Origin of the sequence: Photobacterium sp. WH77 (genome assembly GCF_022014395.1) — a bacterium.
Taxonomy (GTDB): Bacteria; Pseudomonadota; Gammaproteobacteria; order Enterobacterales; family Vibrionaceae; genus Photobacterium; species Photobacterium arenosum.
The window spans coordinates 193,574-208,141 of the sequence record NZ_JAKLTE010000006.1; the positions used below are offsets into that span (position 1 = coordinate 193,574).

General features: G+C 52.1%; 13 protein-coding genes. All 13 read left to right on the plus strand.

Translation table 11 applies throughout. The features are described 5' to 3' along the window. Window positions 1-18: 18 nt before the first annotated feature. The 13 genes from fliQ (at window position 19) to L6J37_RS08950 (ending at window position 14,550) form a co-directional block, all read left to right on the plus strand. Window positions 19-288 (plus strand): flagellar biosynthesis protein FliQ, encoded by a 270-nt coding sequence (gene fliQ, locus L6J37_RS08890; RefSeq protein ID WP_192014708.1) that lies wholly within the window; start codon window positions 19-21, stop codon window positions 286-288. An 11-nt stretch (window positions 289-299) separates the two neighbouring features. Beyond that, complete coding sequence (gene fliR, locus L6J37_RS08895) at window positions 300-1,079, plus strand: flagellar biosynthetic protein FliR (RefSeq protein ID WP_237794808.1); 780 nt, start codon at window positions 300-302, stop codon at window positions 1,077-1,079. Window positions 1,080-1,100: 21 nt separating this feature from the next. Continuing rightward, window positions 1,101-2,231, plus strand: coding sequence for a flagellar biosynthesis protein FlhB (gene flhB, locus L6J37_RS08900; RefSeq protein ID WP_218383754.1), 1,131 nt, complete (start codon window positions 1,101-1,103; stop codon window positions 2,229-2,231). A gap of 191 nt (window positions 2,232-2,422) precedes the next feature. Continuing rightward, window positions 2,423-4,519 (plus strand): flagellar biosynthesis protein FlhA, encoded by a 2,097-nt coding sequence (gene flhA / locus L6J37_RS08905; RefSeq protein WP_192014711.1) that lies wholly within the window; start codon window positions 2,423-2,425, stop codon window positions 4,517-4,519. Between the two features lie 66 nt (window positions 4,520-4,585). Continuing rightward, window positions 4,586-6,169, plus strand: a complete 1,584-nt coding sequence (gene flhF / locus L6J37_RS08910; protein WP_192014712.1) for a flagellar biosynthesis protein FlhF — start codon at window positions 4,586-4,588, stop codon at window positions 6,167-6,169. Further along, window positions 6,162-7,049 (plus strand): MinD/ParA family protein, encoded by an 888-nt coding sequence (locus L6J37_RS08915; protein ID WP_027253951.1) that lies wholly within the window; start codon window positions 6,162-6,164, stop codon window positions 7,047-7,049. The genes flhF and L6J37_RS08915 overlap by 8 nt, the downstream gene beginning before the upstream one ends. Next, window positions 7,042-7,767, plus strand: coding sequence for an RNA polymerase sigma factor FliA (locus L6J37_RS08920; RefSeq protein WP_192014713.1), 726 nt, complete (start codon window positions 7,042-7,044; stop codon window positions 7,765-7,767). Before L6J37_RS08915 ends, L6J37_RS08920 begins: the two co-directional genes overlap by 8 nt. Window positions 7,768-7,823: 56 nt before the next feature. Continuing rightward, window positions 7,824-8,195 (plus strand): chemotaxis response regulator CheY, encoded by a 372-nt coding sequence (gene cheY / locus L6J37_RS08925; protein WP_036748874.1) that lies wholly within the window; start codon window positions 7,824-7,826, stop codon window positions 8,193-8,195. Window positions 8,196-8,230: 35 nt separating this feature from the next. Then, a complete protein-coding gene (locus L6J37_RS08930) occupies window positions 8,231-8,953 on the plus strand; it encodes a protein phosphatase CheZ (protein ID WP_218383749.1) in 723 nt (240 codons plus the stop codon). 9 nt (window positions 8,954-8,962) lie between these two features. Next, the gene (locus L6J37_RS08935) at window positions 8,963-11,125 is read left to right on the plus strand and encodes a chemotaxis protein CheA (protein ID WP_237794810.1); all 2,163 of its coding nucleotides are present in this window, start codon (window positions 8,963-8,965) and stop codon (window positions 11,123-11,125) included. A 67-nt stretch (window positions 11,126-11,192) separates the two neighbouring features. After that, window positions 11,193-12,335: a protein-glutamate methylesterase/protein-glutamine glutaminase gene (locus tag L6J37_RS08940; protein WP_237794812.1), complete on the plus strand. Its 1,143-nt coding sequence runs from the start codon at window positions 11,193-11,195 to the stop codon at window positions 12,333-12,335. A 9-nt stretch (window positions 12,336-12,344) separates the two neighbouring features. Continuing rightward, window positions 12,345-13,124 carry a ParA family protein gene (locus L6J37_RS08945; RefSeq protein WP_027253957.1) on the plus strand — a complete coding sequence of 260 codons (780 nt, stop codon included), beginning with the start codon at window positions 12,345-12,347 and terminating at the stop codon, window positions 13,122-13,124. Further along, on the plus strand, window positions 13,114-14,550 hold the full coding sequence (locus L6J37_RS08950; protein ID WP_237794814.1) for a chemotaxis protein CheW: 1,437 nt from the start codon (window positions 13,114-13,116) through the stop codon (window positions 14,548-14,550). Before L6J37_RS08945 ends, L6J37_RS08950 begins: the two co-directional genes overlap by 11 nt. Window positions 14,551-14,568 lie beyond the last annotated feature (18 nt).

The window sequence follows — 14,568 nt, forward strand, 5'->3', positions numbered from 1 at the left end:
GACAGGGAGAGACAGACAATGACACCAGAAGCCTTCGTCGAAATTTTCCAAGAAGCCCTGTACATGGTCCTGGTGATGGTCTGTGTGATCGTCATACCCGGCTTGCTGGTTGGTTTGGTGGTGGCAGTTTTTCAGGCCGCCACCTCAATCAATGAGCAGACGTTAAGCTTCCTGCCTCGTCTGGTGATCACCCTGGTTGCGCTGATGGTGTTTGGTCACATGATGACCAGAATGCTGATGGATTATTTTCATCGCATCATTGAGCACATTCCTCAAATTCTTTACTGAGCAGATTGGTCATGACGTATCCGGCGGAAGTCATATTAGATTGGCTGGCCAATTATTTTTGGCCGCTGACCCGCATCGGCGCCATGATGATGAGCATGACCTTCTTCGGTGCCCGTTTCGTGTCGATGCGCATCCGGCTTTATCTGTCGCTGACAGTCACTTTTGCTGTGATGTCCATGCTGCCTCAGGTCCCTGATATTCCTTTGTTGTCCTTTGAGGGCTTTCTCACCACAGGCCAGCAAGTGATCATAGGTGTCGCTATGGGGCTGGTCACTCAGTTTGTCACCCAGACTTTTGTCCTGTTAGGGCAGATTCTGGGCATGCAGTCCAGTTTGGGCTTTGCCTCCATGGTCGACCCGGCCAACGGACAAAACACCCCTGTGCTGGGCCAGTTGTATATGATGCTGGCGATCATGTTATTTCTCGCCACTGACGGTCATCTGGCGATGCTCAGGCTGGTGGTGCTGAGCTTTACCACTTTGCCGGTCGGCCAGTCTATGTTGCAGGCGGTGGATTACCAGCAGCTGGCGGGCTGGTTCGGCTGGATGTTCAAAGCCGGCTTAAACATGTCGCTGGCCGGGATTATTGCGCTGCTGACGGTGAATCTCTCGTTCGGTGTCATGACACGTGCGGCACCTCAGCTGAATATTTTCTCTCTGGGCTTCTCGTTTGCGCTGTTGCTGGGGCTGTTCGTCAGCTGGTATCTGTTAATGGGCATTCAGGCACAGTATGAAGAACACTGGCAACTGGGTACTGAGCAAATCTGCAGCCTGATCAGGCTGGATTGCTGATGACAGACAGGAGGGAGTCCGATGGCTGAGTCAGACGGACAAGAACGTACTGAAGACGCAACCCCCCGACGGTTGCAGCAAGCGCGGGAAAAAGGTCAGGTCGCGCGCTCAAAAGAACTGGCGTCGGTTGCGGTACTGGTATCGGGGGCGGTTGGCCTGATGTGGTTTGGCGAAATGCTGGCCGTTGCCTTGAGCGAAGTCATGCGCAAGTTCTTTACCCTCAGTCGCGAGGAAGTGTTTGATTTTACCAAGCTGCTTGCCGTGACCGGGGATGCCATAGTGCATATGCTGTGGCCTTTGCTTCTGGTGTTGATATTTTTGTTTGTGGCGGCACTGATTGGTGCTTCCGCCTTGGGCGGAATCAGCTTTTCCGCTGAGGCGGCAAGGCCCAAGCTCTCAAGAATGAACCCGGCCAGCGGCCTTAAACGTATGATTGGAAAGCAAAGTGCCGTTGAGCTGGTGAAATCCATCCTGAAAGTCACTTTGGTGGCCGGTGTCGCTTACTACCTGATGTACAGCAGCCTGGAAGGTTTCTTTCAGCTCAGCATAGAGATCTATCCGAGTAACATCTTTCATGCGCTGGAGATTTTACTGCGCTTTGTGTTGCTGATCTGTTGCTCGCTGCTGGTCGTGGTGGCTATCGATGTGCCGTACCAGATCTGGCAGCATAACGAGCAGCTGAAGATGACCAAGCAGGAAGTAAAAGACGAACATAAAGATGTTGAAGGTAAACCTGAGGTCAAAGGCCGTATCCGTATGCTGCAGCGTGAAATGGCGCAGCGGCGCATGATGGCGGAAGTGCCGAAGGCCGATGTGGTGATTACCAACCCGGAGCACTTCTCTGTTGCCTTACGATATGACCCCACGCTGGACAAGGCGCCAGTGGTCATCGCCAAAGGTACCGATCACATGGCGATGAAAATCCGGGAAGTGGCCAACGAATATAAGATCGATATTGTGCCTGCGCCTCCGCTGGCACGCTCCCTCTATCACAGTACCGAGCTGGAACAGCAAATACCGGATGGCCTGTTTGCCGCTGTGGCGCAGGTACTGGCGTACGTATTCCAGTTGAAACAATACCGGCGTGGTAATGGTAAGCGGCCTAAGTTATCTTCAGGCGCGGTTGATATACCTCCTGAATTACGGCACTGATTGCTTGCGGCAAAATGTTTTGGCTGCAGGTCAAAAAATTGACTTATCAAGACGGTATAAATTTTGCTTTATGCGAAGCTTAGCCCGTTCAGTTGTCTGCGATTCACTGCCGCACCAAGTGTCAGACAGAGAATAGCGGTGAACACTGAGTGAGCACTGACGATTAACCGATTCCAACCAAATAAGAATGCATGAAGCTGCCGATACCCTTTTCAGATAAATTGCCTTTACACCGATTGCAGTCACTGCCTGCAATCGGCGCCCCTGTCATGGTACTGGCAACATTGGCGATGGTTGTGTTGCCAATGCCAGCAATGCTGCTGGATATGGCCTTTTCTTTTAATATAGCCCTGGCCCTTGTGGTGCTGCTGGTCACTGTGTATACCCGCCGCCCGCTCGATTTTGCGGCTTTCCCGACCGTACTGTTGATTGCCACCCTGCTCAGGCTGGCGCTGAACGTAGCGTCAACCCGGGTTGTTTTGCTGAATGGTCATGAAGGCCCGGAGGCGGCAGGCCAGGTGATCGACGCCTTTGGTTCTGTGGTTATCGGGGGGAACTACGCTGTTGGTTTAGTGGTATTCCTGATTTTGATGATCATCAACTTCATGGTAGTCACCAAAGGTGCGGGTCGTATTTCAGAAGTCAGTGCCCGCTTTACCCTTGATGCCTTACCGGGTAAGCAGATGGCAATTGATGCCGATCTCAATGCCGGGTTAATTGATCAGGAGCAGGCACGAACACGGCGCAGCGAAGTCACCAAAGAAGCCGACTTCTACGGTTCGATGGACGGTGCGTCTAAATTTGTCAAAGGGGATGCCATTGCCGGCATCCTGATCCTCTTTATCAATATTATTGGTGGCCTGATCATTGGTATGGGCCAGCATGATCTCAGCTTCAATGAAGCGATTCATATCTACAGCCTGCTGACCATAGGTGATGGTCTGGTGGCGCAGATCCCGTCTCTGTTGCTGTCCATTGGCGCAGCCATGATGGTGACTCGTCAAAATACTGACGAAGACATGGGGCAGCAGATGCTGTTCCAGATGTTCAACAACCCTCAGGCGCTGATCATCACAGGCGGGATTTTGTTTGTGATGGGTATTGTTCCTGGCATGCCTCATGTCCCGTTTCTGCTGCTGGCGCTGATCATCGGCCTGATTGCCTACTGGCGGGTGAAGAAAGAGCAACAGGCAAAAGTGCTGGCAGAATCCGCACCGCCAGAGGCGCTGGACAGCAAACCCGTCACCAAAGAGCTGTCGTGGGATGATGTTCAGCCTATGGATACCATCAGCCTGGAAGTCGGTTACCGCTTAATCCCTATGGTGGATAAAGAACAGGGTGGCGAGTTGCTGGAGCGGGTGAAAGGCGTTCGGAAAAAACTGTCGCAGGATTTCGGCTTCCTGGTACCGCCTGTCCATATCCGCGATAACCTTGAATTGCCGCCCAATACATACCGTATCAGCCTGATGGGGGTGAATAACGGTGAGTCAAACATCCACCCTGATATGGAGCTGGCTATCAATCCGGGTCAGGTATTTGGCAGTTTGGAAGGGGAGCGGACGACCGATCCCGCTTTCGGGCTGGAAGCAATCTGGATTTTAGAATCGCAGCGAGAGCATGCTCAGGCATTGGGTTATACCGTTGTTGACGCCGCCACTGTACTGGCTACCCATCTGAGTCAGATTCTGGTGAACAATGCTTCTCAGCTGCTTGGGCATGAAGAAGTCCAGAACCTGCTGGAAGTGCTGGGGCAGTCTACACCGAAACTGGTGGACAATTTCGTCCCTGATCAGCTGCCGTTAGGGGCTGTGGTGAAAGTGCTGCAGAACCTGCTGCATGAAGGTGTGCCTATCCGGGATATCCGCACCATAGTTCAAACTTTGTCCGAGTATTCCGGTAAGAGTCAAGATCCCGACATTCTCACAGCCGCCGCACGTATTGGCCTCAAACGCCTAATTGTTCAGGAAATCAATGGAATAGAGCCTGAGTTGCCTGTTATCACGCTTGTTCCTGAGTTGGAACAAATATTGCATAAAACAATGCAGTCTAGCGGGGGCGAGTCCTCCGGTATCGAGCCGGGTCTGGCAGAACGTCTGCAGCGCTCTTTGACCGAAGCCACACATCAGCAAGAGTTGAAAGGCGAACCGGCTGTACTGTTAACGTCTGGCGTATTGCGCGGCACGTTAGCAAAATTTGTGAAAAACACCATCCCGACACTGCGGGTGCTCTCTTATCAGGAAATCCCTGATGAAAAGCAAATCCGTATTGTGAATGCAGTGGGTAACTAGGTGTCCCCAGGCTGACTGAGTCAGCCAAAACGTGCAGGGTAATCCGTACCGGATGGGAAGACTGAATTGAAAATTAAACGATTTTTTGCCAAGGACATGCGAACCGCGCTGAGTGAAGTCAAAGAACAACTCGGTGCGAATGCGGTGATCATGTCCAATAAGAAAGTGACCGGCGGTGTTGAGATCGTGGCGGCGGTGGATAATGACGCCAGCGAAGCCAAGGTGCCGTCGCCGTCACAGCCTACCCGTGATGCCCTGGCTGAACGTTTGGGCGAGGCCAGGCGTAAATTGGCTGACGACAAGGTGCAGCTGCAGCAGCCCGGTAGCGGCCACTTTGCCAAGGTGCTGCAAAATTATGCTCAGGATCCCGAGACAGAAGTGGACTCCCTGTCAGCCTTATTACAGCGCCAGTCGAAGCACACCGGTGGACACCCTGCTGAACGTCAAGGATATGACTATTCTTCCCGTCCTCAGTCTGAGAACAGCCCTTACGGCAGTGACAGGCGTCAGTCTTCCCACCCTTATGGAGCGGGCGGACGTCAGCCAGCACCGAATGCTTACAGTGACTACCGCCAAAATCATGACGCAGATGCACACGCACCGGCAGGACGCACCGGTCGGGCAAATCCAGCGGCTGCGAGCCAGAAAAACAGTGCTTTTCAGAACCGTCTGGATCCCAGCCGGTTTGAACAGCGAGCGCCGCACCGCGAGGATGATCTTGATGCCATGCGCAGTGAAATGGCGTCAATTCGTCGCCTGCTCGAACATCAGCTGTCTGGTTTGATGTGGCAGGAGGTTGAGCGTCGCGAGCCGATGCGGGCCATGATGATTAAGCGTTTGGAAAAAATGGGCTTATCAGCAGAACTGGCCGATCAGCTGGCTTGTTATATTCCTGAAGATGTCCAGCCGCACAAGGCTTGGTCATCCTTGCTTCAGTTGCTGGCCGACCAGATCATTACCACTGATGACTGTATTCTCGAAACCGGGGGCGTGGTCGCACTGCTCGGGCCGACCGGTGTAGGAAAAACAACGACAATTGCAAAACTGGCCGCCAGAGCGGCGATGGACTTTGGTCCGAATGAAATTGCTCTGGTTACCACAGATACCTATCGTATCGGTGCACATGAACAGCTGGCGACTTATGGTCGAATTCTGGGCTGTCCGGTAAGAGTTGCTAAAGATGCCGAAGAGCTTGCCGATATACTTCATCAGTTACGGCATCGGCGCCTTGTACTGCTGGATACAGCAGGCATGGGGCAACGGGATCTTCGCCTGCAGGAACAGCTGGATACCCTGATGCATAATAGTGGCTCACAAATTCGTAGCTTTCTGGTATTACCGGCGACCTCCCAGCGCCGCGTTCTGCACGAAACCATTGAGCATTTCCGTCGTATCCCGCTGTCGGGGTGCGTGCTGACTAAGCTGGATGAAACCCTCAGTCTGGGTGAAGTTATCAGTGTCACATTGGAAAGTGCTCTGCCGATCGCATATCTGGCGGACGGTCAACGAGTGCCTGAAGACATTAAAGTCGCCACAGGACACTTCATGGTTAATCGTGCAAACGAGTTGTTGGAAAACGACATGGGCCAGCAAACCCACTTCTGGAGCAGCGACAGCGCAGATAACCAGGGGGCGGATTTTTATGATTGAGAACATGATGCACGATCAAGCAAGCGGCTTGCGCCGTATGACAAAACTGGCCTCGACCAAAGTGATCACCGTCAGCGGTGGTAAAGGCGGTGTGGGTAAAACCAACATCACACTGAATATGGCGATTGCCATGGCCCGTCAGGGCAAGAGAGTGATGGTGCTGGATGCCGACCTTGGCCTGGCCAATGTTGATGTGATGCTGGGGCTGCGAGCGGGTCGTAACCTGTCTCATGTCCTGTCGGGTGTGTGCGATCTCCGGGACATCATTATCGAAGGTCCTTACGGCGTAAAAATCATACCGGCCTCTTCAGGCACGCAAAATATGGCGGAACTGTCCAGTGCTCAGCACGTTGGCCTGATCCGCGCGTTTGCCACGCTTGAAGATGAAGTGGATGTCCTGCTGGTGGATACTGCTGCAGGGATCTCAGATATGGTGTTGAGTTTTGCCGGTGCGGCCCAGGATGTACTAATTGTCGTATGTGATGAGCCGACCTCCATTACCGATGCTTATGCGCTGATTAAAATCCTGAACCGTGAATACCAGGTGCAGCGGTTTAAAATTGTGGCCAATATGGTACGCAGTTACCGCGAAGGGCGAGAGCTGTTTGCCAAGCTGACCCGGGTGACTGAACGTTTTTTGCAGGCCAACATGGAATTAGTTGCCTGTATTCCACTAGATGACAGGGTACGTCAGTCTATTAAGCGACAAAAAGTAGTCGTGGAAGCTTTCCCACGAAGCCCAGCGGCACTGGCCCTGACAACGCTCGCCAATAAAGCGTTAACCTGGCCGGTACCGAATAATCCGGCCGGACATCTGGAATTTTTTGTTGAAAAGTTATTAGTTAAACCAACACCTGAAGAGGTACCTCTGGGTGAATAAAGCACAAACATACGGCCGATATCAGGAATCCCCCCATGCTTTTGTTGAGCGGTATTCGTCACTGGTGAAGCGGATTGCGCATCACCTGATGGCGCGATTACCGCCCAATGTACAGCTGGAAGACCTGATCCAGGCTGGCATGATTGGTTTGCTGGAAGCACAACAGAACTATGATCCGAGCAAAGGTGCCAGTTTTGAAACTTTTGCCGGAATTCGAATTCGGGGCGCCATGCTGGATGATATCCGTCGTGGCGACTGGGTTCCTCGCTCCGTGTATAAAAACAACCGCCGGATATCTGAAGCCATTGCTCAATTGGAAAGCCGTTTTGGCCGCGATCCGAATGATCAGGAAATTGCTGAATATCTCGAAATGACACTCGAACAGTACCATCAGGCATTAAATGATGTTAATTGTGGTCGCCTAGTGGGTATGGACGACCTGGGTGTCTCAGAAGATACGGTAGCAACCGAAGATTCAGTGGCAGAAAACCTCCCTTTTCAGGATGTTGCGGACGGCAGTTTTCGCCACGCTCTGGCTGGTGCCATTCGTACATTGCCGGAAAGGGAAGCACTGGTGTTGTCGTTGTATTACGACGAGGAACTCAACCTCAAAGAAATTGGTGCCGTTTTAGGTGTCAGTGAATCCCGTATTTGCCAGATTCACAGTCAGGCAATGCAGCGTCTGCGGGCCAAGTTGTCTGCTTGGACTGCTTCATAAACACACGATTTAGAAGAAACACTGTGACCTCAGTGGAGGCAACTTTGAATAAAAATATGAAAATCCTCATTGTTGACGACTTTTCAACAATGCGCCGTATCGTCAAGAACTTACTACGTGACCTGGGCTTTAATAACACCCAGGAGGCGGATGATGGATTGACTGCGTTACCCATGCTAAAGAAAGGCGACTTCGATTTCGTCGTCACCGACTGGAATATGCCGGGCATGCAAGGTATTGACTTGCTCAAGCAGATCCGGGCCGATGCTAGCCTGAAACACCTGCCAGTATTGATGATTACTGCTGAAGCCAAGCGCGAGCAGATCATCGAAGCGGCTCAGGCTGGTGTCAATGGCTACATTGTTAAGCCATTCACCGCTGCCACGCTGAAAGAAAAACTGGACAAGATTTTCGAGCGTATGCAGTGATGCCGTCAGTCTGACGCTAACTAGGGTAGACACATATGATTTCACTTGAACAGGCGAAACAACTCGTCGCGCTGCTGGAAGAAGATCGGCAAGCGGACGCGGATGAGTTGTTCCGAAGCCTGGTGTCGGATTGTCGGGATCCGATGTATCTCGAAGTGGGTAAATTGACGCGTCAATTACATGACTCATTGCAGAATTTTCGTCTGGATCCCCGTATTGCTGATTTAGCGACGACCGACATTCCTGACGCACGTGGGCGTCTGAATTATGTGATAGACAAAACCGAGGAAGCGGCCAACAGGACAATGGATGCTGTTGAAGGCACCCTCCCTATCGCTGATTTATTGCGTGAACGTCTGATGCAAGTGAAACCCCAGTGGCAAAGTTTAATGCACGGGGAGATCACCCTTGGCGAATTTAAACGGCTTTGTCACGATATTGACGCATTATTAGTTCAGCTCGACGGTGACAGCGAGCAGCTTCACCGTCATCTGACCGATATTCTGATGGCACAAGACTTCCAGGATTTGACAGGCCAGGTTATTCGCAGAGTGATCGAACTTGTTCATGAAGTGGAACATCAGTTGGTTGAGATTCTGAAGGCTGCCGGTATTGAACAGAGTGAAAGCTCAGTGATAGTGAGCCAGAAAGACAAAACACTCTCCCCGGAAGGGCCAATTATCAACAGTGCTGAACGCACTGACGTCATGTCTACCCAGGATGACGTCGATGATTTGCTATCAAGCCTTGGATTTTAGGGGAAGCTTATGAGCTTTGATTTAGACGAAGATATCCTGCAGGACTTTTTAATCGAAGCCGGGGAAATTCTGGAATTACTTTCCGAGCAGTTAGTAGATTTGGAACGTCGTCCAGATGATACAGATTTGCTGAATGCCATTTTCCGCGGTTTCCATACTGTTAAAGGTGGTGCCGGGTTTTTGGCGTTAACGGCATTGGTTGACGCTTGTCACGGTGCTGAAAATATTTTTGACTTACTCCGTACCGGTAAACGCACTGTGACGTCAGAGCTGATGGATGTCATCCTTCAGGCACTGGATACCATCAATGTGATGTTCGCACAGGTGCAGAACCATGAGCCGATTGAGCCCGCGGAACAAAGCCTGCTGGATGCGCTGCATTATTACAGCCAGCCACCGGGAGCCGAAGAGATGGCGGCTGTTTCAGCCCCGGCATCGGTTGCTGCTCCCGTAGCGGCAACGGCACCGGCTTCGCCCGAGCAGCCTGCGATTGCCGGTGGTTCGGTTGATGAAATCACACAGGATGAGTTTGAACGTCTGCTCGATGAGTTGCATGGTGCGGGTGGAAGCCCAAGCCCGAGTGCAGCACCAGCCAGTGATGTTCAGAGTGCACCTGTCTCGACCGACATCGACACTGGCGATATCACCGATGATGAGTTTGAACGTCTGCTTGACGAGCTGCACGGTATAGGTAACGCGCCTGGCACTGAAACCACGGGGGCTGAAGTGTCGGCCTCGCCAGTTGTTGCACAAGCGTCCGAATCATCTGCTGCTGGCGACAGCGACTTAATGACAGATGACGAATTTGAACGTCTGCTCGATGAACTGCACGGCAGCGGTAAAGGGCCGTCAGATGAAGAGCTGGCGATCGCAACCAAACCGGCTTCCGCGTTACAGGCTAAAGCTGAATCAGCGCCTGTTACCTCTCAGCCCGTTACTGAGATGCCGCAACCTGTGCCGGAGCGTAAAGCAACAGGACTAAAAGAAAAATCCAAAACTCAGGCTGAAGCCACAGTACGTGTCGATACCTCTACGCTGGACACCATAATGAACATGGTTGGCGAGCTGGTATTAGTTCGTAACCGTCTGATCAGCCTGGGCCAGAACAGCAATGACGAAGAAATGTCAAAAGCTGTTGCGAACCTGGATGTGGTGACTGCAGACCTTCAGGGTGCGGTGATGAAAACGCGTATGCAGCCAATCAAGAAAGTCTTTGGCCGCTTCCCGCGTGTTGTTCGCGATCTGGCCCGAAGTCTGAAAAAAGAAATCGTGCTGGAAATGCGCGGTGAAGAAACCGATCTCGATAAAAATCTGGTGGAAGCGCTGGCCGATCCTCTGGTTCACCTGGTGCGTAACTCAGTCGATCACGGTATCGAAATGCCGGATAACCGCGAGAAAGCCGGCAAGCCGCGTATTGGCACCGTACTTTTGTCTGCGGCGCAGGAAGGGGATCATATTCTGCTGACTATCGAAGACGATGGCGGCGGTATGGACCCGGATCGACTGCGTCAAATCGCCGTTGACCGTAATGTCATGGATGCCGATGCCGCCGCGCGTCTGTCTGACAGCGAATGTTATAACCTGATTTTCGCGCCCGGCTTCTCGACCAAGAAAGAAATCTCAGATATTTCCGGCCGTGGTGTCGGAATGGATGTCGTAAAAACTGCTATCAGCCAGTTGAACGGTTCCATTTATATTGATTCCAATCTGGGCAAAGGCACACGCATTGATATTAAAGTGCCGTTGACGCTGGCCATTTTGCCAACGCTGATGGTCGGTGTTGCTGACCAGCCATTTGCACTGCCTCTGGCCAGTGTAAATGAAATCTTCCATTTGGATCTCAGTAAGACCAATGTGGTTGATGGGCAGCTGACTATCATAGTGCGCGATAAAGCGATCCCGCTGTTTTATCTTCAGGATTGGCTGGCAGGTCACAGTGTTTCCAAGCGGGAAAGACAGCTTGGGCATGTGGTGATTGTTCAGATAGGCCATCAGAGAATGGGCTTTGTGGTGGATACGCTTATTGGTCAGGAAGAAGTGGTGATTAAGCCACTCGATGAGTTATTGCAAGGCACACCTGGTATGGCGGGGGCCACCATTACCAGTGATGGTCACATTGCACTGATTCTGGATGTCCCCAACCTTCTGAAACATTACGCAGGCCGCAGATAATAATAATTGACAGGGGCTTAGAAGGCCCCTGTTCATTCAGGCCTGATTGCTTACGGAAAGATAAAACATGGCTGTAAAAGTGTTGGTGGTGGACGACTCCAGTTTTTTCCGCCGCCGGGTGAGTGAAATTATTAATGCGGATCCGCGCCTTGAAGTGATTGGCGATGCTGTTAACGGTAAAGATGCCGTTGAAAAAGCGCGGACACTGAAGCCTGACGTCATCACTATGGATATTGAAATGCCTGTGATGGATGGTATCACCGCAGTGCGCGAAATCATGAAGTCGAACCCGACACCTATCCTGATGTTTTCGTCGCTGACCCATGAGGGCGCGCGGGCGACATTAGATGCTCTGGACGCGGGCGCGTTAGACTTCCTGCCGAAAAAATTTGAAGATATTGCGCGTAATAAAGACGAAGCAATCTCTCTGCTGCAAAAACGTGTCGCCGAGCTGGCCCGTAAACGTGTCTTTATGCGGGCGCCTGTGCGTACCAGCACTCCGGTTTCGCCATCGCCGGCTGATCGCCCGCTGACGTCAAGCCGCCCGGTCGCAAGTACGGCCACTGCCACGACGCTGACACGATCAGCACCGTCACAGGTTCGTCCGACCGCGCGGTTTAAAGCGACAGGTAAACAGTATCAGCTGATGGCGATAGGTACATCGACCGGCGGCCCTGTGGCGCTCCAAAAAATTCTGACACAGCTGCCTGGCTCATTTCCGTACCCCATTGTTTTGGTGCAGCATATGCCTGCAACATTCACCGCGGCGTTTGCTGCGCGTTTGAATAACCTTTGCAAAATCGGTGTGAAAGAGGCCGAAGATGGTGATGTACTGCGTGCCGGTACGGCTTATCTGGCACCTGGCGGTAAACAAATGATGCTGGAAGGCCGCCCGGGTAATGTGCGTTTACGTATTATTGATGGTGGCGATCGTATGAACTACAAGCCTTGTGTCGATGTCACTTTTGGCTCTGCAGCCAAGGTGTATCATGACAAGGTGCTGTCCATGATCCTGACAGGAATGGGCGCAGACGGGCGTGACGGATCGCGTATGCTGAAGTCGGCCGGCGCAACCGTCTGGGCGCAAGACGAAGAAAGTTGTGTGGTATACGGTATGCCACAGGCGGTTGCCAAGGCAGGGATATCGACCGAAGATCTTCCTTTGGATCGCATTGCTGAGCGTATTCTGATTGAGGTTGGCTTAGCTTAAGGAGATGTCGTGGTAGTCTGGAGCATTGCCAACCAGAAAGGCGGCGTGGGGAAAACCACCACTACTGTCAGTCTGGCGGGCCTGTTAAGTGAACGAAACAAACGCGTATTATTGGTGGATACTGACCCGCATTCATCACTGACGACATACTTGAATTTTGATTCTGATCGCCTTGAATCCAGCCTGTTTGATTTGTTCCAGCTGTCGACAATTGACCGTGACACTGTCAAACCACTGGTGCTGGAAACACGATTTAAAAATATCCATCTGATACCGGCGCACATGTCGCTGGCGACCTTGGATAGAGTCATGGGGACTCGCAGCGGCATGGGATTGATTCTGAAAAAGGCACTGAAATGCCTGGAAGAAGAATATGATTATGTGCTGATTGACTGCCCCCCGATCCTGGGTGTCATGATGGTGAATGCGCTTGCTGCCAGTGAGCGCATTTTGATTCCGGTGCAAACGGAATTTTTGGCGATGAAAGGTCTGGAGCGAATGATGCGTACTTTGCAAATCATGCAAAAATCCAGGCCGGATGAATTCAAAGTCACTATTGTGCCAACCATGTATGACAAACGAACCAGGGCCTCACTGGAAACCCTGCAAGAACTGAAGTCGCGTTATGCCAATCAGGTCTGGGCTTCGGCTGTGCCCATTGATACCAAGTTTCGTGATGCCAGTATCAAGCACATGCCGCCATCTCTGTATGCCCGTGGCTCTCGCGGTGTGTTTGCGTATAAAACTTTATTGAATTATCTGGAGCGGCTTGGTCAAGATGAGCGATAACGCAAAGCTGTCCAGTGAACAGGCATTAGATGATTACTTTTTCGGGCTGCTGGATGATTCTTTGCTGCCCGAAGAGGGTAGCGTGGACGCTGTCAGCCCGCAGGATGACCTGCCAGCGTTAGCAGAGGAAAATGACGGCCAGATGTTGTTGTCTGATTCTGCTGTTGCTGATGAAGCAGCGGCTGAGTTGCAAAGTGGCAGTGAGCCCGATGATGCGATAAGTCTTGCGGTGATCCCCCAGACTCATCAGCCCTTTGATTTTAATAGTCTGGATCAATCCGGGCGAGATAACTCGTCTGTGAACTCGTTTGCAGAAGGTGGCGAACCGCCATCACTGCGGGCAATGGCAACCCAACTGCCGAGTGCTGCTGCGCCGGTTTCGTTGTCCGCAGAGCCAGAGCTGAGTGTACCTGAAGTCAGGTTTACCCCGCCGCGAACGAGAACGGATCTTGAGCAGTTGCAGCGTCTTCTCGACCAAATGTCAGAGATGCAAGAGGAAGTGATTGTTGAAAGTGAAGCCTGGATTGCCGAGCAACAGCAATTGGCTGAACTGGAAAAACAGCAAGAAGTTAAGCAAGAAGATGTTAAGCCAGCCGTTTTAGACGACCCGGGCTGGTTTGAGGATGACAGCGCGCTGACTCAGCATCAGAACACTGCGCCAGAGCCGCTGCAAAAATCGCCGGCAGTGGCTGCGCAGGCGTCAGCTGTTGAATCGGCTCCCTATGCAGAGCCGCAAAACAGTGTCCAGCTGATGCAGATGCTGCCTAAGATCGCTGAGGCTCCGGCTGTTGCTGACAAGGCGGCGCAGGTGGCTGAATTGGAAACAAGCTCTCAGCCTCAGAGTGAAATAGTTGCAACGGAGCCTGTTCCAGACATTCTTGATAAAGAAGAGAGTGTGCAGGAAACTGTGGCCGATGCCGCACCTGAGCTGGCGGCTGAGCCGCCACCGCCTTCCTGGGTATTACCTGGCGCCAGTGAGCAAACAGAATTTCAGGCGCTGTTTTTTGCTGTCAACGGTGTGACTTTTGCTGTTCCGCTGACAGAGCTGGGAGGGATTCACCAATTGGGTGAGATGAGTCACCTTATTGGCCGCCCGGACTGGTATCTTGGCTTGCAGCCGGTACAGAACCGAAAGCTGGATGTGGTGGATACCGCCAGATGGGTGATGCCAGAATCTATCTACAATGATGACCATCAGGAAAATTACCGATATGTGGTCATGTTGGGAGAAAGTAAGTGGGGACTGGCTTGTGATCAACTTCACGGAACAGAAACCCTGACAAAACAAAGTGTTCGCTGGCGAGAAAAGGCAGGTAAACGGCCTTGGCTGGCGGGTATGGTTAAAGAGAAAATGTGTGCTTTAATTCATGTCAATGAACTCATTTCCATGCTGAAAGCGGGTTTGGACGTGAAGAGCGTTTTGTGACGATGGCCGGAGAGGATA